This is a genomic window from Parvibaculum sp., assembly GCF_035511255.1.
Lineage (GTDB): Bacteria > Pseudomonadota > Alphaproteobacteria > Parvibaculales > Parvibaculaceae > Parvibaculum.
In genome coordinates this window covers 17,508-40,509 of record NZ_DATKFR010000158.1, presented here as the reverse complement: position 1 = coordinate 40,509, position 23,002 = coordinate 17,508, and the positions used below count along the sequence as shown (strand labels likewise).

The 23,002-nt window shown below is 62.9% G+C and carries 25 protein-coding genes and 1 pseudogene; 12 read left to right on the top strand and 14 right to left on the bottom strand.

Annotated features, from left to right (window positions below; all coding sequences use genetic code 11):
- Both VMR03_RS05860 and cysS read right to left on the bottom strand, forming a co-directional pair.
- A pseudogene (locus VMR03_RS05860) lies at positions 1-155 on the bottom strand (iron-sulfur cluster assembly scaffold protein); the annotation flags it as partial.
- A gap of 8 nt (positions 156-163) precedes the next feature.
- Positions 164-1,585, bottom strand: coding sequence for a cysteine--tRNA ligase (gene cysS / locus VMR03_RS05855; RefSeq protein WP_325403191.1), 1,422 nt, complete (start codon positions 1,583-1,585; stop codon positions 164-166).
- A 406-nt stretch (positions 1,586-1,991) separates the two neighbouring features.
- Between cysS and folE the strand changes: the two genes are divergently transcribed.
- The 3 genes from folE (at position 1,992) to VMR03_RS05840 (ending at position 4,331) form a co-directional block, all read left to right on the top strand.
- Positions 1,992-2,618, top strand: a complete 627-nt coding sequence (folE, locus tag VMR03_RS05850; RefSeq protein ID WP_325403189.1) for a GTP cyclohydrolase I FolE — start codon at positions 1,992-1,994, stop codon at positions 2,616-2,618.
- Positions 2,619-2,698: 80 nt separating this feature from the next.
- Positions 2,699-3,148: a phosphoribosyl-AMP cyclohydrolase gene (hisI, locus tag VMR03_RS05845; RefSeq protein WP_325403187.1), complete on the top strand. Its 450-nt coding sequence runs from the start codon at positions 2,699-2,701 to the stop codon at positions 3,146-3,148.
- A gap of 130 nt (positions 3,149-3,278) precedes the next feature.
- A complete protein-coding gene (locus VMR03_RS05840; protein WP_325403185.1) occupies positions 3,279-4,331 on the top strand; it encodes a patatin-like phospholipase family protein in 1,053 nt (350 codons plus the stop codon).
- Here the strand turns inward: VMR03_RS05840 and VMR03_RS05835 are convergent.
- The gene (locus VMR03_RS05835) at positions 4,328-4,756 is read right to left on the bottom strand and encodes a CBS domain-containing protein (protein WP_325403183.1); all 429 of its coding nucleotides are present in this window, start codon (positions 4,754-4,756) and stop codon (positions 4,328-4,330) included. The genes VMR03_RS05840 and VMR03_RS05835 overlap by 4 nt on opposite strands.
- Positions 4,757-4,989: 233 nt before the next feature.
- Here VMR03_RS05835 and VMR03_RS05830 point away from each other — a divergent pair, with 233 nt between their 5' ends.
- Both VMR03_RS05830 and VMR03_RS05825 read left to right on the top strand, forming a co-directional pair.
- Complete coding sequence (locus tag VMR03_RS05830; protein WP_325403181.1) at positions 4,990-6,273, top strand: DUF2157 domain-containing protein; 1,284 nt, start codon at positions 4,990-4,992, stop codon at positions 6,271-6,273.
- Positions 6,270-6,899, top strand: coding sequence for a GDYXXLXY domain-containing protein (locus tag VMR03_RS05825; RefSeq protein ID WP_325403179.1), 630 nt, complete (start codon positions 6,270-6,272; stop codon positions 6,897-6,899). Before VMR03_RS05830 ends, VMR03_RS05825 begins: the two co-directional genes overlap by 4 nt.
- On the opposite strand, the gene VMR03_RS05820 is transcribed toward VMR03_RS05825, so the two are convergent.
- Both VMR03_RS05820 and VMR03_RS05815 read right to left on the bottom strand, forming a co-directional pair.
- Positions 6,878-7,255, bottom strand: a complete 378-nt coding sequence (locus VMR03_RS05820; RefSeq protein WP_325403177.1) for a hypothetical protein — start codon at positions 7,253-7,255, stop codon at positions 6,878-6,880. The genes VMR03_RS05825 and VMR03_RS05820 overlap by 22 nt on opposite strands.
- Positions 7,256-7,269: 14 nt before the next feature.
- Positions 7,270-8,700, bottom strand: a complete 1,431-nt coding sequence (locus tag VMR03_RS05815) for a carotenoid oxygenase family protein (protein ID WP_325403175.1) — start codon at positions 8,698-8,700, stop codon at positions 7,270-7,272.
- A 99-nt stretch (positions 8,701-8,799) separates the two neighbouring features.
- On the opposite strand from VMR03_RS05815, the gene VMR03_RS05810 reads away from it, so the two are divergent.
- Positions 8,800-9,495 carry a TetR/AcrR family transcriptional regulator gene (locus VMR03_RS05810; protein ID WP_325403173.1) on the top strand — a complete coding sequence of 232 codons (696 nt, stop codon included), beginning with the start codon at positions 8,800-8,802 and terminating at the stop codon, positions 9,493-9,495.
- Here the strand turns inward: VMR03_RS05810 and VMR03_RS05805 are convergent.
- The 3 genes from VMR03_RS05805 to VMR03_RS05795 form a co-directional block, all read right to left on the bottom strand.
- Positions 9,485-9,778: a DUF4389 domain-containing protein gene (locus VMR03_RS05805; protein ID WP_325403171.1), complete on the bottom strand. Its 294-nt coding sequence runs from the start codon at positions 9,776-9,778 to the stop codon at positions 9,485-9,487. The genes VMR03_RS05810 and VMR03_RS05805 overlap by 11 nt on opposite strands.
- Positions 9,779-9,865: 87 nt before the next feature.
- Entirely contained in the window at positions 9,866-10,675 is an 810-nt protein-coding gene (locus tag VMR03_RS05800) for a rhomboid family intramembrane serine protease (RefSeq protein ID WP_325403169.1), read from the bottom strand.
- Positions 10,672-11,286: a 2-hydroxychromene-2-carboxylate isomerase gene (locus tag VMR03_RS05795; protein WP_325403167.1), complete on the bottom strand. Its 615-nt coding sequence runs from the start codon at positions 11,284-11,286 to the stop codon at positions 10,672-10,674. The genes VMR03_RS05800 and VMR03_RS05795 overlap by 4 nt, the downstream gene beginning before the upstream one ends.
- A 348-nt stretch (positions 11,287-11,634) precedes the next feature.
- On the opposite strand from VMR03_RS05795, the gene hfaB reads away from it, so the two are divergent.
- Positions 11,635-12,711, top strand: coding sequence for a holdfast anchoring protein HfaB (gene hfaB, locus VMR03_RS05790; RefSeq protein ID WP_325403165.1), 1,077 nt, complete (start codon positions 11,635-11,637; stop codon positions 12,709-12,711).
- A 226-nt stretch (positions 12,712-12,937) separates the two neighbouring features.
- On the opposite strand, the gene VMR03_RS05785 is transcribed toward hfaB, so the two are convergent.
- The 3 genes from VMR03_RS05785 to VMR03_RS05775 all read right to left on the bottom strand — a co-directional run bounded on the left by VMR03_RS05785 (position 12,938) and on the right by VMR03_RS05775 (position 15,591).
- Entirely contained in the window at positions 12,938-13,294 is a 357-nt protein-coding gene (locus VMR03_RS05785; RefSeq protein ID WP_325403163.1) for a hypothetical protein, read from the bottom strand.
- A gap of 442 nt (positions 13,295-13,736) precedes the next feature.
- Complete coding sequence (locus VMR03_RS05780; RefSeq protein ID WP_325403161.1) at positions 13,737-14,054, bottom strand: multidrug efflux SMR transporter; 318 nt, start codon at positions 14,052-14,054, stop codon at positions 13,737-13,739.
- 109 nt (positions 14,055-14,163) lie between these two features.
- Positions 14,164-15,591, bottom strand: coding sequence for an MATE family efflux transporter (locus tag VMR03_RS05775; RefSeq protein WP_325403159.1), 1,428 nt, complete (start codon positions 15,589-15,591; stop codon positions 14,164-14,166).
- A 404-nt stretch (positions 15,592-15,995) separates the two neighbouring features.
- Here VMR03_RS05775 and VMR03_RS05770 point away from each other — a divergent pair, with 404 nt between their 5' ends.
- Positions 15,996-16,463: a DUF2147 domain-containing protein gene (locus VMR03_RS05770; protein WP_325403157.1), complete on the top strand. Its 468-nt coding sequence runs from the start codon at positions 15,996-15,998 to the stop codon at positions 16,461-16,463.
- A 21-nt stretch (positions 16,464-16,484) separates the two neighbouring features.
- On the opposite strand, the gene VMR03_RS05765 is transcribed toward VMR03_RS05770, so the two are convergent.
- The gene (locus VMR03_RS05765; protein ID WP_325403155.1) at positions 16,485-16,694 is read right to left on the bottom strand and encodes a hypothetical protein; all 210 of its coding nucleotides are present in this window, start codon (positions 16,692-16,694) and stop codon (positions 16,485-16,487) included.
- A 184-nt stretch (positions 16,695-16,878) separates the two neighbouring features.
- Positions 16,879-17,817 carry a hypothetical protein gene (locus tag VMR03_RS05760; RefSeq protein ID WP_325403153.1) on the bottom strand — a complete coding sequence of 313 codons (939 nt, stop codon included), beginning with the start codon at positions 17,815-17,817 and terminating at the stop codon, positions 16,879-16,881.
- A gap of 530 nt (positions 17,818-18,347) precedes the next feature.
- Between VMR03_RS05760 and VMR03_RS05755 the strand changes: the two genes are divergently transcribed.
- Positions 18,348-19,010, top strand: a complete 663-nt coding sequence (locus VMR03_RS05755) for a PAS domain-containing protein (RefSeq protein WP_325403151.1) — start codon at positions 18,348-18,350, stop codon at positions 19,008-19,010.
- A 70-nt stretch (positions 19,011-19,080) separates the two neighbouring features.
- Here VMR03_RS05755 and VMR03_RS05750 read toward each other — a convergent pair whose 3' ends face one another.
- Positions 19,081-20,727, bottom strand: a complete 1,647-nt coding sequence (locus VMR03_RS05750; RefSeq protein WP_325403149.1) for a choline dehydrogenase — start codon at positions 20,725-20,727, stop codon at positions 19,081-19,083.
- A gap of 288 nt (positions 20,728-21,015) precedes the next feature.
- On the opposite strand from VMR03_RS05750, the gene VMR03_RS05745 reads away from it, so the two are divergent.
- The 3 genes from VMR03_RS05745 to VMR03_RS05735 all read left to right on the top strand — a co-directional run bounded on the left by VMR03_RS05745 (position 21,016) and on the right by VMR03_RS05735 (position 22,996).
- Positions 21,016-21,624, top strand: a complete 609-nt coding sequence (locus VMR03_RS05745; RefSeq protein ID WP_325403146.1) for a PilZ domain-containing protein — start codon at positions 21,016-21,018, stop codon at positions 21,622-21,624.
- Between the two features lie 79 nt (positions 21,625-21,703).
- On the top strand, positions 21,704-22,408 hold the full coding sequence (locus tag VMR03_RS05740; protein ID WP_325403144.1) for a crotonase/enoyl-CoA hydratase family protein: 705 nt from the start codon (positions 21,704-21,706) through the stop codon (positions 22,406-22,408).
- Positions 22,409-22,492: 84 nt separating this feature from the next.
- Positions 22,493-22,996, top strand: a complete 504-nt coding sequence (locus VMR03_RS05735; protein WP_325403142.1) for an RT0821/Lpp0805 family surface protein — start codon at positions 22,493-22,495, stop codon at positions 22,994-22,996.
- The last annotated feature ends 6 nt before the right edge of the window (positions 22,997-23,002 follow it).

The following is a 23,002-nucleotide window of genomic DNA, read 5'->3' as shown; positions in this document are numbered from 1 at the left end:
ACGCGGTCGCCCTCCATCTTCACGTCGACCGTGACCTTGGAGCCGCAGAGCTTCGAGACCGCCGTCGCGCTGGCATCGGGCGCGGCAAGCCGCTCCGTCAGCGGGATGTTCGCTGCCAGCTTCAGAATGCGCGCGTTGTAGATCTCGTTCAGCATGTCGGTTCTCAGCTCGCCACCCGCCAGAGTGTTCCCTGGGGGCCGTCCTCAATCAGGATACCACGCTCGGCGAGTTCATCGCGGATGCGGTCGGCCTCCTTGAAATCCCTGCCCTTGCGCGCCGCCGCACGGGCGGCGATCAGGGCCTCGATTTCCTCGAGGTTTATATTGGGTGTCATCCCCATTCCTGCAAACCAGGATTCGGGATCGGCCTGAAGGAGGCCGACAAGCGCGCCCGAAGCCAGCAAAGCGGCCTTCAGCCTCACTTTTTCGGCCGCATCGGTGGCGGTATTGGCCTGTTTCGCCAGATCGAAGAGGACGGCCAGCGCCTTCGGCGTGTTGAGATCGTCGAGCAGCGCCTCCAGAAACGCACTGGGGACGGCCTCGTTCGATGCCTTCGCTTCGACGTCGGCCAGCGCGCGGAGGGCACCATAGAGCCGGTCGAGCATGCGGCGCGACTGGGCGAGACCGTCCGCCGTCCAGTCGAGGGGCTGGCGGTAGTGGCCGTTGAGGAGCGCGAGGCGGATCGCCTCGCCGGGCGCTTCCTTGATGAGGTCGTGGACCAGCAGCACGTTGCCGATCGACTTCGACATCTTTTCCTTTTCGATGTTGACGAAGCCGTTATGCAGCCAGAAGCGCGCCAGCGGCGCGTTGCCATGAGCGCAATTCGACTGGGCGATCTCGTTTTCGTGGTGCGGGAACTGGAGATCGATGCCACCGCCGTGAATGTCGATGGTGGTGCCCAGATGCTTTTCGATCATCGCCGAGCATTCGATATGCCAGCCCGGACGACCACGGCCCCAGGGGCTGTCCCAGCCGGGCTGTTCCGGCGTCGACGGCTTCCAGAGCACGAAGTCGGCAGGGTCCTGCTTGTAGGGCGCCACTTCGACACGGGCACCGGCGATCATGTCGTCACGGTCGCGGCCCGAGAGGCGGCCATACTCGGCATAGCTCGGCACGTTGAAGAGCACGTGGCCTTCCGCCGCATAGGCATGGCCGTTGTCGATCAGCGCCTGCATCATCGCGATCATGCCGGGGATCGTATCGGTCGCCTTCGGTTCGATATCGGGCGGCAGCACGCCGAGCGTGCCCATATCCTCGCGATAGATCGCGGCATACTTGTCCGTGATCGTGGAAATCTCGACGCCCTGCTCTTTCGCGGCGGCGATGATCTTGTCCTCGATGTCGGTGATGTTGCGCGCATAGACGACGTTCGGATAAAGCCGCCGGAGCACGCGGGCCAATACGTCGAACACGACGGCAGGCCGCGCATTGCCGATATGGGCGAAGTTGTAGACCGTGGGTCCGCAGACATACATGGTCACACGAGCGGGATCGGCCGGCTCGAAGACCTCCTTGCGGCGGGTCAGCGAATTATGGAGTTGAAGGCGGGGCGTCGTCATGTCGGGGCCTGATTTCGGATGCAGCATGGGGTTTGCGCCGTGGCCCCATCTGGAGGCTCAGGCGGTTCGGGTCGTCTCACGGCAAGTTCGACAGGTCATGGCCCGGCTCCGAAGTATCCCCGTCCGCGACAAGAGATACCGCAGTTGTTAATCCCGTTAATCCTGGCGAGCAAGACTTAACATGGCGGAAACGGGCGGCCATTGGCCTCATATCCCTTGCAGATTTCGGGGGTTGGCCGGGCTTGATAGGCCGTTTCCGCAAAGCCATATGCATCCTTGGGGCGATGGAAGGCCGATCAACGCATGGCATATAGACCACGTGCTTGATGGGCAAATGGCCGGACCTTCGGGACCGGGCATGACTTGAACTGGTGGCGCGCATTCCCGAAACAGGGGCGCCGCCGGGAAACCCCTAAAGAAGATGGTCAAAGACATGAATGCTGTAGACGGGTTGCGCTCGACCTTGACGGAAACTCGCTCCGCCCCCTTGAAGAAGCCCAGCCGCGAGGAAGCGGAAGCCGCCGTGCGGACGCTCATCGCATGGGCCGGCGACAATCCGGCGCGCGAGGGATTGCTCGATACGCCCGGCCGCGTCGTCCGCGCCTATGAAGAGTTCTTCGAGGGCTACAACGAAGACCCCTACAAGGAACTGACCCGCACCTTCGAGGAAGTCGAAGGCTATCAGGACATGGTCATGCTCCGGGACATCTCGCTCGAGTCCCATTGCGAGCACCATATGGTCGCGATCCTTGGCAAGGCGCATGTGGCCTATGTCCCCACCTCGAAGGTCGTCGGCATTTCGAAGCTCGCCCGCGTCATCGAAATCTATGCCAAGCGATTGCAGACGCAGGAGACGATGACGGCGCAGATCGCGGATACGATCAACCGCGCGCTCGAACCCGCCGGCGTCGCGATCCTGATCGAGGCCAAGCATCAATGCATGACGACGCGCGGCATCAAGAAGCCGGACGTGGCGACCATTACCAGCCAGTTCACCGGCGTCTTCCGCGACGATCCGCGGCTCGAAGCCCGCTTCATGCAGATGATCCGGGGTACTTGACCGACGCGACGATTTAAAAGAGTTTCCGCGGGCCCCGTCCTTCATCAGAATGACGGGGCCTTTTATTTTGGATAAGCGCCATGAGCACCACATCTCCCCTCTTCGGCCCACGCGGCTCCGAACACGAGATCGAGGAAGGCACCGCCTTCGCGCCGAAGTTCGACGAGCATGGGCTGATCCCCGCCCTCGCGACCGATGCGAAGACCGGCGAGGTGCTGATGTTTGCCTGGATGAATGCCGAGGCGCTCGAGAAAACCGTGCGCACCGGCGAGGCCTGGTACTGGAGCCGGTCGCGCAATTCGCTCTGGCGCAAGGGCGAGACCAGCGGCCAGACGCAGACCGTCACCGAAATCCGCATCGACTGCGATCAGGACGCTATTCTGCTCAAGGTGGAGGTCGGAGGCGACGGCGGCGCCTGCCATGTCGGCTACCGTTCCTGCTTCTATCGCTCGGTGCCGATCGGGCCTTCGGCGAAAGCGGTCGAACTCCGCTTCGAAGACAAGAAGCTCGGCGGCGGCCACGCGCATTGAATCGGGCTTCCTTCGGTCACATTTCCGCCTGACTGATGCCGCGCTGCCGGCGTCCACTCTGCCGCCCCTTCCACACGGGGCGGCGGGAGCGCATGATGTGTATCTGGTTGTGTAAGTGATGAAGCATCGAATGATCCGTCCGAAGATCGGCATTGCACTCGGCAGCGGCGTGGCCCGTGGCTGGGCTCATATCGGGGTGCTGAAGGCGCTGTCCCGCGCCGGCATCGAGCCCGATATCGTCTCCGGTACCTCGATCGGTTCGCTGGTAGGCGGCTGCTATCTCGCCGACAAACTCCAGCCGCTGGAAGACTTCGCCCGATCGCTAACGCGGCGGCGGCTTCTCGGCCTCGTCGATTTCCGTTTCCGTTCGTCTGGCCTTATCGGCGATGCCAAACTTGAAGCCTTGATGCGCCACTATCTCGGCGACATCCGCATCGACGAACTCGACCGCACCTTCGTTGCCGTCGCCACCGAACTCGCAACGGGCCACGAACTCTGGCTGCGCGAAGGAAGCCTCGTACAGGCGATCCGCGCCTCCTATGCACTTCCCGGCGTCTTCGCGCCCGTGCCCATCGACAATCGCTGGCTGATCGACGGCGCCATCGTCAATCCGGTGCCGGTGTCGGTCACGCGCGCGCTGGGCGCCCGGCTCGTCATCGCGGTCAATCTCAACACCGATCCCTTCGATCCGGCGACGCGGCGCCATTGGGAACAGGGGCACAAGCCGTTCTATGTGCGCACACTGCCGCCGATGCCGCAGGACTACGATCTCGCGGCAGAGATCGACGAACTGGTCGACGAGGCCGAAGCCGTCGTGGAAGCCGGTCTCGATACCGGCGAGACCGATGCGGATTCAAAATTGATGGCCGGCATTCGCGGCACGTTGAGCCGGTTGCGCGGCAAGGCGCCGACGCCGGAGCGCGAACTCGTTAAGCGCGCCGTGGGCGGCCGGAGCCGCGGCCCGGGGTTCGCCAGCGTGATGCTTGCCTCGCTCAACATTATCCAGGACAGGCTCGCGCGTGCGCGGCTCGCCTCCGATCCGCCGGACATCGTGATCGCGCCTAAGATCGGACACCTGACGCTGCTCGAATTCGACAAGGCAGACGAGTTGATCCGTCTCGGCGAGGAAGCCGCTGAGGAAGCCCTGCCGCAAATCCGCGAAATGTCGGAGCTGCTGAGCTAACTGTTGGCGATATAGAGACGCAGGGCCTCGGTCTCCATCACAGTTTCGGCGATGCGATGTTTCACGACGTCGCCGATCGAGATGATGCCGACGAGCTCGCCGCGGTCGATCACCGGCAGATGGCGGAAGCGACCTTCCGTCATCGAATCCATCAGCTCGTCGACGCCGTCGTTGAGACTGCAGGTGATGACGCGCGAGGTCATGACATCGCGCACGGGACGCTCCAGTGCTTCCGCGCCCGAAGCCGCAATTGCTTTCACAATGTCGCGTTCGGACAGAATGCCAAGCACCTGCTGTCCGTGCATGACAATGACGGCGCCGATACGGCGGCTGGTCAGAAGCTTCGCGGCTTCGGCAAGCGTCATGATCGGCGCAATGGTGACGACGTCCGATCCCTTGGCTTTCAGGATTGTGGCAACGTTCATGGCTCTCCCTCCCTTACCGGGCGGAACCGCCGACGAAAACGAGGCCATTGCTGCTGGCCACGCCGGCAACTACCCGATCCTCATGATGCGGCATTCCGCCGCAGCTCGCAAGCCCAAGCCCTCGTCCTTCGATGACCTTTTTTGACACTTCTGGACGGTTCGCGAAGTTGTCCCCGGGCATCATAGGGCCGTTAAGCTCCTCATCAGATGTAACGATTCGGGCGGGCAACCTCATGTGGCAGCGCGTTTACTTTCAACGTCTCAAACAGGACCTCGAACTGTGGATCGAGCGCGGCTGGGTGACGCCAGCAAACGCCGAGGCGATCCTGGCCTCGACGCGCGGCGAAACCGCGATCCGACGCGTGCCGCAGCTCCTCGCGCTTTTCGGCGCGGTGCTGATCGGCTTCGCGGCCATGAGCTTCGTCGCCGCGAACTGGGGCGAGCTTTCGAAGCTCACCAAGCTCTCGCTGCTGATGGCGGCGATGTGGGCGGCCTATGGCGCGGCCTTCCTGCTCGATCGGCGGAAACATCCGGCCTTCGCGCAGGCCGCGGTCGTCGGCGGGCTCGCGCTTTTCGGCGCGAACATCATGTTGATCGCGCAGATCTATCATGTGAATTCCGGAGATCCCGGATGGGTGCTGCTCTGGTGCCTCGTGGCGCTCGCGAGCGCCTGGGCCTTGCCTTCGCGGCCCGCCCTCGCGCTCGCCTTCCTGCTCGCGACGCTCTGGTCGTCATGGGTGCCGCCGGTCGAGGGACAAGCGCATTGGGGGTTCTTCCTGCCATGGGCGGTGGCTCTCATCCTGACGTTACGGCTGAGTTGGCTATCGGGATTCCATCTGGCGATCCTCACCGTTTTCGTCTGGGCGGTGCTCAACGCGGAGCCCCTGGCCAAAGGGCTCGGTTGCGAACGCGGCGAGATTGCCGCCCTCTACATTCTTGCTGCATTGCTCCTCTGGATCGGATCGCTGCGCGTATCGGCGCGTTCGACGCGGTTCGGCATGGCGATGGAAGGCTATGGCATCGTGGTCTCGTTCACGCTGCTCTGGGTGCTGCAGGCGGCGCCACCGGAAAGCCATATCGGCACGGCCTGGGTTGTCCTCGTCGTCATCGGCCTCGCGATCCTCGGCGCTCTCGCTTTCGGTGAATTGCGGGCCGGACACCTGACGCTCCGCGACGTCATGGGCCTCGGCGTTCTGGCCGCCGCCGCCGCGTTCTATTCGGCGCTGGCGCATGCCTTGCCCGGGGCGGTGCCCTGGACATACGCAGCACTCTTCATCGCGCTCAGCATCTGGCTCGTCGCCTATGGCGCGAACCGCAAGAGCCGTTTCGCGCTCAATGCGGGCTTCGTCGCCTTCGCGGGCGAAGTTCTCTACCTCTATTTCGAGACGCTCGGAACGCTGCTCGGCACGGCCGCCTTCTTCGCGCTCGGTGGCATCATCCTGATCGCGGGCGCCTTCATCCTGACGCGGGTGCGGGCACAAGTCGTCAAAGCCGTCGATGATGGAGGCACCCGATGAACGGCCTCGTAAAAAAATTCGGCCGCTTCGGAACGGCCGTCATCCTGCTCGCCGTCATCCAGACGCTGGCGCTCGGATGGATCATCGCGGGGCGCGTCTCGATACTGCGCTCACCCGACATCGTGACGCTCACGACGCAGCCCATCGACCCGCGCGATCTTTTCCGCGGCGATTATGTCGTGCTGGCCTATGGCATCTCACGACTGGCGCTCGATGGATTGCCGGGCGACAAGGAATTCGAGCAAGGCGATACGATCTATGTCGAAATCACCCCCGCGCGTGAGACATGGCGCGCGGTGGGCGTCTGGCGCGCGCCGCCCAAACCCGCCGACGGCGACAAAGTCATTCGCGGGCGCATCGCCGATGTGGTGAAGAATATCCCGCGCGTGCGGGCCATTCCCTTCTCCGGGGACATGGAAGAAGTGCCCTGCAACGACTGCGTCATGGCGACCGTGACCTACGGCATCGAAAGCTACTTCGTGCCGGAGGGCGAAGGCCGCAAGCTGGAAAATGCGCGCAACTCCCGCGCCCTATCGGTCGATGTGGCGCTCGCCGGGAACGGCGAGGCCGCGATCAAGGGCGTTCGCGTCGACGGCGAGCTGCTTTACGAAGAACCGTTGCTATAGGCCGGATCGGCCGCACTGGCCCAAGCCCGGAACCACCTGCCCGTGAGCACGAAACGCGGAAAGTTGATCCACTGCTCAAGGAAAATACGTGCTACCGCATTGGCCGGGCTGGAGAAGGGTGCAGGCGCCGTCACTTCCCCCTTGTGCCCGCGCCCCTGCAGCGCAAGAGAAAGCACCATCGCGCCCACGCCGGCGACTGCCCATGCGAGAGAGAGCCAGATGAAGGCCGCGACGGCCGCCAGCGAACCCGCCATGAAGAGCGGTACGGCCACAATGTGGATCAGCAGATTGGCGCGCGAACGATGCGCGACCCCATAGCTGGACCACTGCCAATCCAGAATCTCCAAGATACCCATATGTTGTCCCTACCTTACGCCGCCCCGCGCCAATTACCGTGGAAACCGAACGGCACCCTTGTCGGCAACTCAACGCGGGCGATCGGACCCTTCGAGATATCGTCCGTATCGAGAACGACGAAGTCGCTGAGATTGCGGGCCTCGTCATAAACGAGCGTGGTGAGCCAACCGTCGCCTTCGGGCGCGGCGGCCGAGCGCGGCACGAAGACCGGCTCCATCACATATCGACCCGCGCCCGGATCGAAGGTGCGTCGCTTGCCGGTCGCGAGATCGAGATGGACGAGCGTGTCGAAAGGTTTGCCGGCCGAGAGCGGGCGGGTGTTCGCGGCGTAGAATCCATGGCGATAGCCGAGCCCGGTGAAGCGTTCATCGAGACGGGGAAATTCGCCGCCGAGGTCGGTGAGCTGCTCTTCGCTGTATGCGTTGGTGTTGCCATCGAGATCGAAGGTCCAGCGTACCAGCACCGAGGCCGCGCCCTCGAAGCGGGTATCGGCCTTGCTGCCATCCGCATTTGGGAAGAGTGGAACGCGGTCATACTTCATGACGTCGGCGACGACCTTCGTCTTGCCGCCCTCGTGGACCGTCCAGGCGTTCATCGGGTGATAGACGTAGCAGGGATCGCCTTCGAACCAGCGGATCGTCTCGACGCTCGCATTGCGGGCCATGATGCCGACGCGCGTCCCGACGGAGGGGTCCCAGGCAATGACGGGCCCGCCCTTCATGATGCGTTCGACGTCGATCGTCGCCGGGAAGATCGGGAATATCACATGCTCGTCGGTGGTGATGAAATCATGCACCATCGAGGCGTAAGGCGCCTTGAACATCTCCGAGCGCGTGAGGCGGCCCGAGGCGTCGACGACCTGATAGGAAATGTCGGGCGTGCCCGGGCCCGCCGCCATATAGCCGAAAAACAGCATCTCGCCGGTTTTCGGGTCGAATTTCGGATGAGCGGTCATCGGGCCTTCGTATTTGCCCTCGAAGGTCCATGAACCTTTCGGCTCCAGCGTATCGCCGTCCATCGCGAAAGGCCGGCTGCCTTCATCCAGTGCGAGGAGCTTGCCGCCATGCCAGACCACATTGGTATTGGCCACGTTGTGCGCGACACCCTCGCCGCCTGGTGCCGGCGGCTCGCCAAAGCCGGTGCCGATCAACCTGTGTCCGGCCTTGCGCTGCGCGCGATACTGCTCGGTCTGCACCCAACGGTTGCGGTAACTCGCCTTTCCATCCTCGAGATGGATCGCGTGGATCATTCCTTCGCCTAAAAACCAATGATGCTGGTTTCCGAGCGGCGGAAACATGGGGTTCGGACCGTTTCTATAGAGAGTGCCATTCATGCCCGCCGGAATTTCGCCCTCCGCAACGATCAAATCCGGCGCGGCGCATTCGGCCATGACTGGAGCAAAGTTGCCCTGGAGCATCGGATTGTTGGGGAATGGCTTGGACATTGGTTTCCTCCCGGTAGAAACGATGTTATAACTTTGTTATAAAGAACTGCTGGACAGCATGTCAAGCCTGCCCGATAGAAGTACGGAAGGGTCGCAAGAATGAGTCTCGACGACAGGATCGACACAGCCACCGATCGGCGCCGCACCGCACAGCGCGCCGCCCTGCTCGACGCCGCCAGCGAAATGCTGATGCGCGGCGGGCCGGACGCCATTTCGCTGCGCAAGCTCGCCTCGAATGTCGGGACATCGACCATGGCCGTCTATACGGCCTTCGGCGGCAAGGAGGGGCTGATCGCGGCGCTCTTTGAGGAAGCCTTCGACCGCCTCTCCACGGCGCAGAATTCGGTGCCCCGGGACAAGGAGCCATTGGTGTGGCTGGCCAATCTGGGCCGCGCCTACCGGCGGTTCGCGCTCGAAAACCCCTCCTATTATGCGCTGATGATCAGCGTGACCATGCCCGTGAACGAGACGGTCAGACACGAACATCCTGATTATTCAACGCCACCCGCGCGCGCGATCTCGCGTCACTCCTCCTATCAGAATCTGCTCGAAGCGATTCAGGCCTGTGTCGAGGAAGGCAGCATGCCGGCGGACATCCACCCTGCGATGATCGCGGACGCCTTCTGGGCGACCGTGCATGGGTTGTGCAGCCTCGAACTCGCCGGCTTCTACAGAAGCGCGGACGACGCCGGCGAGGGTTTCGCCCTCACCTGCTCGGCCGTCCTGAAGGGGCTGCTGACGCCCAAGGGCCTCGTCAAGCTCGAGGCCCTCGCGAGCGCAGGCCTCATGGCGTAGGAGCGACCGAAGGAAACCTGCCCAGCGGAAACGGCTTTTCGTCGCGCGCGAAGACGATGAAGGCGAGGCATTCGCCGACATATTGAACGAGGTTGCGGCTGAAACCGCGCAACTCCTCGTTCTTTTCCTTGGTGGCCAGGATCACCACGAGCTGCACGACGCCAAGGAAGAGCGATAGCGAAAAGGCGACATGCGCCAAAAATCCGAAGACGATCATATAGACGAAACGGAGCCAGACCGGCTCCTGCTCGGTGACATCCGACGACGCCGAGGTGTCGCTCATCTGAAGGGTCCTCCTCATCAGGGCCAAAAATGAGCCCATATTGCATGTGGCTATTGCCGACCGGGATTCAAGCGCGGTTTCCTCAGCTCAAGGCAGCTTGTTGCGTCCGCTCCATTCACCATAGCCGACATTGCCCGGCCCGCCCGAAGGCGAGGTGCGATAGGGATCGAAAAAGCCGAACAGCAGAAGACCGGCGAGGAAGCCGCCGAGATGCGCTTCCCAGGCGACACTCGCCTGCTCACCCGTGACGGTGAGGCCCGTCGGCCCGAAGAGGAAATTGAGGCCAATCCAGACGCCGACGAAGATCAGTACACGGCGATCGGTGAGCGCGCGGCCGATACTCGCCTGGGCGCGAGGCGCGCTGCTCGGCCCGGACATACCCCCCAGGCCGCCGAGCGGTCCGTCGGCAAGAAAGACAAAACGTGCCGCGCCGCCCATCATGCCCGAGATCGCGGCGGAGGCGCCCACAACTGGAATGAGCGAGCCGGCGTTGAGCCAGACATGCGTCAACGCGCCGACGATGCCGCACAGGAAATAGAAAAGAAGAAACCGGACAGTGCCGATGCGCCGCGCCACGGGACTGCCGAAGGCAAGCAACCAGACGCTGTTGACGATCGCGTGCGTCCAGCTTCCGTGCAGGAAGGTATAGCTGAAGAGCGTCCAGACATCGGCCGCCGTGCCGCCCGGAAAGACGAGATCCGGTTGCGCCGGAACCCCGGTGAAGCGGCCGGGAAAGAGCGCGAAGAGAACGATGATCTCATCCTGCGTCGCTTCGGGCAGCGAACTTACGACACCAAAGACGGCAAGGATCGCGACGATGATCGCCAGCACGATGGGAGGCACGTTGAACGCCGGCGGGTTCGACGGCCGCGCGGGAACTTCGGGAATAAGGCTCATTGCGCCGCCGCCTTCAATGCCGCTTCGACGAGAGGCAGGCGATCATTGCCGAAATACATGTCGGTCTTGTTCACGAACATGGTGGGAGAGCCGAAGCCGCCGCGCGCGATGACCTCCTCGGTATTTGCCCTCAGACGGTTTTTCACGTCGTCTTCCTTGATGCGCCGGCTCACCATATCCCAGTCGAGCCCGACCTCGGCGCAGATGCCCGCCAACACGTCCGGCTGGCTGATGTCCTTCAATTCGCCCCAATAGGTGCGGAAGGTCGCGCGGGCGAAAGCAGGCAACCTGCCCTCGTCTCCGGCGACAATCGCGGCGCGCATGGCATCGACCGCACGGACCGGGAAGACCGGCGGCTGGCCGATCTCGATGCCGCAATAGCGCGCCCAGTCGCGCAGGTCCTTCACGTAATATCTTCCCTTCACCGGATGCGGATGAGCCCGCTGCTCATAGACCGCCTCATTGACCGCATTGAAAATGCCGCCGACAAGAACCGGCCGCCAGTCGATGACGGCCCCCGCCCGCTCGGCCAGCGTCTCGACGCGGCTGAAGGCGAGATAGGTCCAGGGGCTCGAACAATCGAAGAAGAATTCAAGGACGGGTTTGGACAAGGCTTGTTCCTGACGAAACTTGGTTAAGGCGAGTGTCGCCCGCGCCCATCGGCATCGCAACCCGGACACTGTGCCATCCATCCCGGGTCGTCCACATTGTGCCAAGGGCGCACAGGATTAACATTTCATTGGACCGCGTGTCGAAGCGGGACGTTCCATCCGGCCGGGCCGTCCACAATCGACGCACGGGATTTGCAGGAAGCCAAGGGAATCGGCGCGATTCCGCGATTTCCAACAGATCGTCATCGCTGGCATATCGGTTGCAGTCACTGGTTCATCTTCGATTTCCACCGGAAGAGTCCAAAGGACCGCGGCAGGAAACCGGACATGGCAACCAGGAGACCTATCGTGTTCGCAACCGCAAAGTCGATATTGGCCACCAAGGGCCTGCCCAAGAGGACGCTCGGCGTTCTTTCGATGGCTTTTGCCCTGACCGGTTGCATCAGCGCGAATGCCGGCTCCGCCGGAACCTACACCAGCCCCATCGGCGACGCGCCGGTCATCAGCAACGAGACGCCCTACTCCACGGCGCTGCGCTGCCTTGCGACGCGTATCCCGGGCGACATCCAGGCGAGCCGCATCGCAGTCGGCAATATCCGCGACTACACCGGCAAGGAAGAAGCCGACGGCTCGGGCCGCAAGCTGACGCAGGGTGCGTCGCTGATGGCGATGTCGGCACTGGGCAAGGCGGGCGTGCCGCTGGTCGAGCGTTACGACACGTCGGTCACGGAACTCGAACTCAAATACACGAACAACAAGCTCATCGGCGACGCGCAGCAGGGTGACTACCGCAAGATCTTCGCGGGCGAAATCCGCGGCAGCGACTATTACCTCGTCGGCGGCATCACCGAACTCAATTTCAACATCCGCTCGGGCGGCGTGTCGGCTTCGGTTGCCAGCTCGTCCGACACAGGCTGGGGCGCGAGCGCCGGCGGCAAGCTCTATGTGATGAACATCGGCCTCGACCTGCGACTGGTGAACAGCCGCACCCTGGAAGTCGTCGATTTCGTTTCCTACCAGAAGCAGATCGTCGGCCGCGAAGTCAGCGCGGGCGTATTCGACTTCCTCGGCGGCAACCTCTTCGAGGTCGGCGCCGGCGAAAGCGCGATCGAGCCGATCCAGCTCGCCGTCCGCTCGGTCATCGAGCGCGCCGTCCTCAAGATGCTGGTGCCGCTCTATCACGTGAACCCGAGCGATTGCGCGAACTTCGGCGCCAAGGGCGACCCGATGGGCAAGATCGACTATCGCCAGACCAACCCGCAGGCGGTCGATCACAACGCGCCGGTCAACACGCCGGCGCCTCGCGAAGCGGAAGCCGAAGCGCCCGCCCGTCCTGTTCGCAAGGCCGAGCAGACCGACAACGCGCCTTACGCCTATTACAGCCCGGTCGAAAACGACGCCGGCCTGCGCGGACAGGTCAACTGAGGCAAGTTCGCTTCTCCATTCATCGACATTTGCCGGCGGCGCGATAGCGACCACGCCGTCGGCCCCAGAGCTCAGGTTGCCACCGGCAGGCGCTTGCCCGCCGGATCTGAGGGCCCCCGGCTGGGCTTTGTTGCAGCCGGAACGGCGCCGCTTCGGGGGCCTCCAAAGCGGCGCCGCGCGTACAACGAGTGACACTTGGGGAGGGCTTTGCCCTCCCCTTTTTTATTCAAAGAGACATGTCCAGGGTCGGCGGCAGGCCGAGCTTCGCGTAGGCGTCTATCCCAACGCGGGCGAGACGCGCATAGAGCCAGAAGAAGCCGACGCAAAGCACGATCCAGACGAGGATCGTCACGACATCGCGACGCGGTGCCCTCGGCTTGGCGTGATCCCGATAAAGCGCCACGAAGGCGGCGAACATCGCGGCCTCGACGCCCGGCAAAACAATGACCGCCAGTTCGAGAAACCCCGCGCCCGCTACCAGAAAAGGCGACAGGACAATATAGACGGCCAGCGCCGCGACGACGGCTGTGAGACGAGGATTTCCGGCTATGAGAGGGCCGGGATGGATCGGTATCGTGGACATTCTGAACTCCCCGAAATCGGCGCGCGGCTTCCCCGCGGCCACATGCGGTTTTGCGTGGCCGGCACATGCCGGAATGAAAGTGCGTGAAGCTGTCGTCAGTGTGCGCGGGAAGGCGGCCCGCGAATTTCACCGCGCCTGCTCCGGTTATCTTGCTGAGGATTTTTCATGTGAACTCCTTCGGCGTGGATCGCCGGCGGGAGTCCTGAAACGACAAGGGCCCCAACCGGTCTGGTGGGGCCCTCGATGTCGAAATGGCAGGCTAAATCAGCGCGTGCGTAAACGACCGGGCCCCGTGGGCACGTACTTGCGGCCAAAGGCCGAGGACCAGACGTTGTGCATGGTGTGTTGCATGGCACGGAACATATACGCGAGTCGTCCGTGTGCCAACCGATATTCGGTTACCGACTTCATCTTCAACGCGCCTGTTGCAAAAACAACGCGCTCATCCCTCGACGAATTTCAGCATGATGGTGCCGGCGACGATCAGGGCGATCGCCGCGAGCTTTCCGACATTCATCTCCTCGCCGAAGAGCACGATGCCGATGACGACCGTGTCGACGATGCCGATACCGGTCCAGACCGTGTATGCGGTTCCGAGCGGCAGCGTCCTCGTGGCGAGGGAAAGAAGCCAGGTCGTCGTCACCATCGCGGCGATATTGAGCGCAGCGATCCAGGGCTTGGTGTAGCCGGCACTCGCCTTCAGGCTGTAAGTCCATACGATTTCGCCGGCCGACGCGGCGAGAAGAACGATCCAGGCCATATCGCAAACTCCTTCTGCAATATAGCGAGGTCGTCCTCGCTCCATCATTCCGCGGCGCGGCAGCCGGGTCGTCCCGGCCTTTCTGGCATAAACCCCGCGTGCCGCGCGATCAAGCGGAGGCCGCCGCCACCCGCCTTCCGATCATGCCGGACATCCATGCGAACCGCAGACCCATCAAGACCGAGCAGACGAAGAGGCCGACGATAAAGGCAATCCAGACGCCGAGGCCTTCGAGACCGAGGCCAAAAACGAGGAGCAGCGCCGCCGGAAAGCCGACGATCCAGTAGCTTGCGCCATTGATCCACATGGGCACCTGGGCATCCTTCAATCCGCGCAACGACAGGCCGATCGTTACCTGGGCCGAGTCGAAGAGCTGGAAAGCAGCGCCCATGCGCAGAAACACGACCGCATGCTCGATGACGTCGGCATTCGCCGGATCGCTCGCGTCTATGTAGAAGCCGACGATCTGACGCGGGAAAATGGCGAAGGCGAGGCCCGTCACGATCATGAAGAGGAGCCCGAGCGCGGTCGCCGTGATGCCCGCCAGACGGACGCGCGGCATGTCCTTCGCGCCGGCCGCGAGGCCGACGCGGACGGTCGCCGCCGTGGCGACGCCCAGCGGCATCATGAAGGCCAGTGCGCAGGCGTTGAGCGCGATCTGATGCGCGGCGACGGACGCCGTGCCGAAATAGCCCATGATCAGCGTGCCGGAATTGAAGAACATCGCCTCGAAGATCATCGACATGCCGATGGGCATGCCGAGTTTGAAAATCTCGGCGAATTTCGGCCAGGACGCGCGCCCGAAGCGATGCAGGATGCGGTACTGCGCAAGCGTCGGCGTCAGGAACACGGCGGCGAGCAGCGCGAAGAAGCTGAAGGCGAAGGAAATCGCGCTCGCGATACCCGCGCCGAGCAAGCCCATGCGCGGCGCGCCGAAATGCCCGAAGATCAGGACATAGGCAAGCGTCGCGTTGAAGGCGACGGTGAGGCCCATGACGATCAGCGGCGCGCGCGGATGGCTGAGCGCGTTGGCGTAGCCGCGCAACACGTTGAAGGCGAGCGTGAATGGCAGGCCCAGAGCGAGCACGCGCACGAATGCGCCCGCGTCCCGGCTCAAGCCGACGGGCTCGCCGATCGCCTGCAGGATGTCTCCGGCGAAGAAGAGCAGGATCATCATCGGCGGCGACATCATGAGCACCGCCCAGAGCGCCATGCGTACGCTCGCCCTGACGGCCGGCGCGCCGAAGCGGCGTTCACCGAGCGTGTGCGCGATCATGGGCGACACGGCCACCGCCGGTCCCATGCCGAGCAACCACATGGCATAGAAGAGGCTCAGACCGAGCGCGGAGGCGGCGAGCGCGTCCTTGCTGTAGGCGCCGAGAAGCAGCACGTCGATGGTACCGACGCCCATTTGCGCGAGCTGGGTGACGACGATAGGTCCGGCAAGCCGCGTCAGCGCGCGAGCCTCGACGATCCAGGCGGGCGTCGCATGCGCGGTGGCGGTTTCGGGGAATTTTTTCAGCGATGTATCGGTCATGACACGGGCTTTGTTTCGAGGAGCCCGATGACCGGCAGAAACGGGAAATACGACATAAAAAATCCCTCCGGAGCGGTCATGGGCTCGAGAGGGATGGGATCCTTGGGATCTGCGAACTTTTAGTTCGCGCGTTCCTCGCGAGTCGTCGGCGCACACGGCGACACAGCATCGCCGTGGGGCGCCTTGGGTGCTGTGGTGATTGAATTCGCCATGGATCGACTCGCTCGAACGCAGGCCCGGCCTGCAAGGTCGCTGATGGATACGCCTCGCTTGGGCCAACGTCAATATGGAGCCGCGTGAAGTGCGTAAGGAATGAGCAAGTGTTGCAGTTCCGCGCCACCATCGCCCTTGATATCGCAGTGCGGCAGACTAGGTGTTCTCGGGGGCCAACCGAGGTATCGCCAATGCTCGCCAGACAACGTCACGCGCTCTTCAAATCGGCGGCGCTCGCTGTCGTTTTCATCGGTCTCGCAATGCCCGCTTTCAGTGCCGTTTCGCCCGAGGGTCGCTGGCGCACCATCGACGACAAGACTCATCGGGAAAAAAGCGTCGTCGAGATCACAGAGGTGAACGGCGAGCTTCAGGGCAAGGTCGTGCAGTTGCTCAATCGCGGCGACAAGCCCAAGAATCCGATGTGCGACAAATGCGAAGGCGACCGAAAGGGAAAACCCGTCATCGGCATGACCATTCTTTGGGGGCTGAAGGAGGATGGCGACGAGTGGACGGGCGGCTCCATTCTCGATCCGGAGAATGGCGAGGTTTACGACGCGAAGATCGAGGTGAAGGACAACGGCCAGAAACTCGATGTGCGCGGCTTCCTCGGCATATCGCTTCTCGGACGCACGCAGACGTGGGTACGGGACACGCAGTAGAAGCGGCCCCGATTCCCGCCCTCAGGCTGTCTTGCGGAATTCCTGCAGCCGCTCGCGGATGAGATGGCCGCGCATGGCGACGTGAATCCGGTTGGTGAGACCTCGGTCGAATTTTTCGCCGCAGCGCCCGCAATTCAATGCCGTCGCATTGTGAAGATCAGTGATCGTGAAGCAGGTCGCCTCTTCGCAGGCCGGACAGGTCAGATAGGCAAAATCGTGACGCTGCGACATGGCTTCTTCCTTTTTCAACAGAGGGCAAGCCTATGTCTTCTTCCGCAACGTGTCGAAAGTAATATCCGCCTACGGTTCCCGCGTGTGAACCTTCATGTCTGGAAATCTGTCGGAAAGCCTTGTGTGTGCCGCAAAATAAAAGGGAGAGCCTAAGCTCTCCCTTCATTCATCCCGATGGTCAGGATCAATAGCCGACGCCGCCGCTGAACCAGGCTCCGCCAGCCGTGGAGACCACCTGCTCGGCGCCCCCACTCTTGCGGATCATGATTTCCGCATAAGCTTGGCGTCCCTCGGCAGCGTCGCCGCGCACGAGTCTGCCCTGCAACGGCGCGCAGGCGAGCATGCCGTTCGAACCGTGGCGCAGAGCTTCACCCTCACGGCACTCGATGGTGTACCCAGCCGTGTAGTCGGACATCTTCCGGCCTTCGTCATCAACAAGACGGCCGATCGTGGCGACGAGCATGTCGCCGGCAAGACAGTGAAACAGCTCGACATCATCCTCGGGCGCGACCTCGCGGAGCGGCGTGCTGAAGCGAGCCGCTTCCTCGAGACCTTTCGCGCTGACGCAGACGCCCTTGACCGGCTTCACGACGATTTCGTTCCGCGTCACGACATTGAGCGGCCCCATCGGCGTCGCCTGCGGTGCGGCGACATAATAGCTTCCACCGCCGCCGCCCGAACCATTGCCATTGCCGATACCGTAGCCGCTGCCGCCGGAATTGCTGCGACCCGATCCACCGCCGCCGCCCGCCGCCCGGCTGGCAGCGGAAGCCGCCGTGTCGGCATTCGCATTGGCAATCGCCGAAGCCGTCGCGGTCGCCGAGGAGTTGACCGTGACGTTGACGATATTGGTGTTGGTATTCGTATTGGTGTTCGTATTGTTGTTATTGTTCTCGTTGTGGTTGTTGTTGACGTTCTTGCCGCCGCCGTGGCCGCCATCGTCGTCGCAACCGCAATCGTCCGCCGGGGGCGGAGGCGGCGGCGGTTCGCAACCGCAATCTTCCTCCCCCCCGCCATGATAGCCAGCCCCGGCAAAAGCGGGGGCGGCGCCCGTCAGACCAAAGATTCCCACGCCGAGCCCCAGTGTCAGGGCGATCGTGGCGAAGAGGTTTGACTGTTTCATCCTTGCACTCCTGGCCCGCAAGGGCACGTTCTGTTGCGCCGAAGGGGCGCCTGCCCTTCTCAATGCGAAAGCCGTGCCGAAGGAGATGCGCGTTTGCGCCGCCTCGTTCAGGGCCACTCCGCCGCTCGACCATCGCAGGATGCGTGCCGAATGGCGACGGAGCGGCGGTGTCAAAACGGCGGTGCCGCAGGGCGGGCGTCAAGATTCGAAGGCAGCGGCGCACCGCATCGCGCCGGAGGTGCTCATCCGCAAGCCATTGAAACGAAATGAATTTTAAATTCGCCCTCGAAGCGGATTGATTTTTTATTCGGCGTGACCGTCAACCAATGGCACGCTTTCTGCTCCCCACCCCTCGCGAATGGACTTCGCGCCGGTTCCTGTGCCTCTTCGGGACGGACCGGCCGAAGAAAAGATTTTGGCGAGGATCGACCCGAAACGGGACGAGCTTTTGCCTTTGAGTTAGCATTCTCGTTCTGGGGCAATGGGGGCTTCCCCGCCGGGCGAGACAGGCGCGGCAGGGGATGGGTGTGATGAAACACAAAACGACACAGGTGCTCTTCGATTACTGGAATGCCGCGCGGGCCGGCCGCCCTGCCCCGCTGCGCAGCGAGATCGAACCGGGGGCAATCCGCCGCGTTCTCCCGCATGTCTTCATTCTCGAGCGCCAGAGCGAACAGAATTATCGTTTCCGCCTCGCCGGCACCGGCCTTTGCGGCATCTATGGCATGGAGTTCCGCGGACACAATTTCCTCGCCATGTGGCAGGACGATTGTCAGGAGAGCCTCGAGAAAGCCTTTCTCGAAGTCACCAACAACGGCAATGTCGCCATCGTCGAATATACCGCCTCGACCAACGATCATCGCGAGGCGACGTTCGAAATGATCCTGCTGCCGCTTGCGCAGGACAATGGTGCCATCACTCGCGTGCTGGGCGCCGCCGTGCCCATCGACGATTTTACCTGGATCGGCGAACGCCTTTTCGCTCGCCAATGGATCGACCGTCTTCAGATTCTCGATCCAGAGCGGATGCCCAAGCGCGAACGCGCGGTCGAGTCCGCGCGGCGTATTGTGCGCGAGAAGCCTCCGGTCGTCGCGGCCACCGTCACCAGCCTCGCCCATCGCCGTCCACCGCTGCGCAGCGAACGCTCCTATCTGCGCCTCATCAAGACGGCTGGCGGTGAAGAGCACAAATAGGGCACTTCATTACAGAAGAAAAAAAGGCCGCTCAAATGAGCGGCCTTTCTCATTTCGGGGTTCGGTCCGATCAGGCGGCGGCGCTGCCGCGACGGTCTTCGGCAATCGTGACATGTTCGGCGGGCAATGCCGCGCGGCCGAGCATGTCGTCCGAAATTTTCTCGGCAATCATGATCGTCGGTGCATTGGTGTTGCCGCCCACGAGCGTCGGCATGACCGACGCGTCGACGACGCGCAGGCCCTCCATTCCTCGTACCTTGCATTTATTGTCGACGACGGCCATCGGGTCGTTGCCCATCTTCGCCGTGCCGACGGGGTGATAGATCGTCTCGGCGGATTCGCGGATCCAGGCGTCGATGTCCTCGTCGCTCTGCTTGTCGGCGCCGGGCCAGAATTCGGGCCCACGATAGGGGTCCATCGCCCGCTGCGCGATGATGTTGCGGACGATGCGGACACCGTCGCGCATGACACGGCGGTCGGTTTCCGCAGCGAGATAATTCGGCTGAATCAGCGCGTGATCGGCGGGATTGAGCGATTTCAGCGCCACATAGCCGCGGCTTTCCGGGCGGAGCTGGCAAACATGGATGGTGTAACCGTGCCTGTCCGACTTCGTGCGGGCGTGATCGCGCATCATGGCGGCCACGAAATGGATCTGGATATCGGGGATTTCGAGTTCGGGGCGCGTTTTCAGGAAGGCACCGGATTCGAGGCCGTTCGAAGTTGCAAGTCCGGTCTTGAAGAAGGTGTACTGCATACCCGTCAGAAGCTGGCGGATCGGGTTCATCTGGCTGTGCAGCGTGATCGGCTGTTTGCATTCATAGATGACCGTGCAGTCGAGATGGTCCTGCAGGTTCTGGCCGACGCCCGGCAGATCAGCGACGACGTCGATGCCGAACTTGCGCAGATATTCGCCGGATCCGATACCCGAGAGCAGGAGGACCTGCGGCGAGTTGACGGCGCCGCCGGAGAGCACGACCTCCTTGTTCGCCTTTGCGATCTTCGTCTGTCCGTCCTGCACATATTCGACGCCGACTGCCCTCTTGCCCTCGAAGAGAATACGCGAGGTCAGAGCCTTCACTTCGACCTTGAGGTTCGGGCGAGACAGCGCCGGGACCAGATAGCCTACGGCTGCGCTGCAGCGCTTGCCATCCTTGATGGTGAGCTGATAGGGGCCGACGCCTTCCTGACGCGGTCCGTTAAAATCTTCCGTATAAGGATGACCCGCCTGTTTGCCAGCTTCGACGAAGGAATCGAAGAGCACGTTCGTCTTGCGCGGGTTGCTGACGCCGAGCGGGCCTTCGCCGCCGTGGAAGGCGCTGTCGCCGTTCTCATTGCCTTCAGAGCGCCGGAAATAGGGCAGCACGTCGGCGAAGCCCCAGCCTTCGAGGCCCATCTGGCGCCAAAGGTCGTAATCGCGCGCGTGGCCGCGGATGTAGATCATGCCGTTGATGGAGGACGAGCCGCCAAGCACCTTGCCGCGCGGCCAGAAGAGCTTGCGGTTGTTCAGATGCGGCTGGCCCTCGGTGTAGTAGTACCAGTTCGCGAGTTCGGTTCCGATCAGCGAACCGACGCCCGCCGGCATGTGAATCAGGAAATTCGAGTCCTTCGCGCCCGCTTCGAGCAGAAGAACCTTGTTTGCCGGATTCTCCGACAAACGGTTTGCCAGCACGCAGCCTGCGCTGCCCGCACCGACGATGATGTAATCGAATGAACTCATGGTCTCCCGGCCTTCCCTGTAACTCGACCTTGCGGGATGCATGATCCCGTCGCACTCTTCCGCCTTGCCGGCGGTCCGACGTCTCGCGATGGTCTGATTTTGAGTGGATTGTCAGCAATCGCCAAAGCTGACGCAAGCGTCAATTTTGTTCATTGCCCGCCAAATTGAAGCAATCCCGGTAAAATAACGCGTTCGCCATAAACCCTGCTAAAAATTCATTAACCCTGATGGCATAGTCTGCATGCATCAGCGTCACCCTGAGTCGGACGCTAAGGCGAGCTAGAAGTAATGACGAACGACGAATCAGGCCGCGAACGTCGACGCCATCCACGCGTTCCCGTAACCGTGAAGGGCCGCTTCCTTGCGCCCGACGGGACGGAGCATGCCTGCAGCATACGCGACATGTCCCTTTCGGGCATAGCGCTTGTCGCTGACGCCGAGGTCCCGCTCGGCGCGCATCTCATTGTCTACCTTGACGATTTCGGGCGCTTCGAAGGACCGGTCGTCCGGAGCTTCGATGGCGGGTTTGCGATCGAAACCGCGCTCAGCGGCCCACGCCGCGAGCGCGTGGCAGAGCGTCTGAACGCCTACGCCAATGGCAATGCCAAAGCGGATGCGGCCAGTGGCCGCGCCTTCCCCCGCTACGCCCCCCAGGAGGCCGGTATCGAGGAAAGTTCGCTGCTGACACTGGCGGACGGCAGCACGGCGCCTTGCCGCATCGTCGATATGTCGCTCGGCGGCGCCAATGTCGCGACCGAACTTCGGGCCCCCGTCGGCACCCTCGTCTCGATCGGCCGCATGAAGGGTCGCGTGGTTCGCCATACCCCCGAGGGCATCGCGATCGAGTTCACCGACATTCCCGAACGCGCGACCGCCTTCTCCCGCCCTTTCGGCTGAGCCTCGCTCCCAGTCCTCCCCTCGTCTAGACTCCGATTCCATGGACGGAACGCGGATTGCGTATCTGGAGGGGGAAACGATGGCCGAGACAATTCTGAAGTACGAACTCAGCGACGGTGTCGCGATCCTGACCATGGACGATGGACGGGCGAATGCGCTCGGCCATCAGATGATCGGCGAAATCGGCGCCGGCCTCAAACGCGCTGAGACAGAGGCCAAGGCCGTGCTGCTGCTCGGCCGCGAGAAGCGGTTCTGCGCCGGCTTCGACCTCTCCGTCATGGCTTCGGGTCTCGAGCATGTCGCGCCTCTGGTGTCCGCCGGCGCCGAGCTTCTGCTCGACATCTATACGCACCCGCTTCCCATCGTGATCGGCTGCACCGGCCACGCGATGGCGGCAGGCGCACTCCTTCTGCTCGCCGCCGATGTCCGCGTCGGCGCGGAGGGCGACTTCAAGATCGGCCTGCCTGAGGTCGCGATCCAGATGACCATGCCGGTCTTCGGCCTCGAACTCGCCCGCGACAGGCTGGCCCGCAATCACCTGACCGCCGCCGTCACCCAGGCGCGTATCTACAATCCCGTCGAAGCCGCGCTGGTCGGCTATCTCGATCAAACGGCGCCGGCGGCGAACCTCGCCGAGACGGCGATGGGCCGTGCCCGAGATCTTGCTCTACTGCCCCAGCCAGCTTTCCGTAATACCAAGCGAAAAGAACGCGCGACGACGGTGAAGCTCATCCGCGACACGCTGAAGGAGGATTCCAGAACTTTTGACGGCGCCGCGAGTTAGAAAGGCAACGCAACCCAGCGGCGCAGAGAATTGCCGAGCGCTAATATCGTCGTGGGGCGAATCACGTCTTTCGGAGGTGGCACCATGCCAATGTTCCTGTTCAAACGCCTGGAGCTCGTCTCCCTGGCCTTGCTTCTCGCCATCGGGCTCGTGGCCGCGCCCGGCACGGCGCGCGCCGATTGCAGCCCGACCAGCACCAACGGCATTCTCGGCGGCCTCGGCGGCGCAGTCGTCGGCGGTCTGCTCGGCTCGACCATCGGCGGCGGCTCCGGCAAAACGCTGGCGACGATCGGAGGGGCGCTCGCCGGCGGGCTGGTTGGCAACAACCTCGCGACCCAGCTCACTTGCCAGGACCAGAACTATCTGGGTAACAGCACCTATCGCAGCCTCGACAGTGGTCAGCCCGTCAGCTGGAAGAACCCCGACTCCGGCAATTACGGCGATGTGACGCCCGTCCGCAGCTACAATTCGCAGCAGGGGCAATATTGCCGCGAGTTCCAGCAGACGATCTATGTGGACGGAAAACGCGAGCAGGGCTACGGGACGGCCTGCCGCCAGCCCGACGGAAGCTGGAAGATCGTCAGCTAGCTCCGC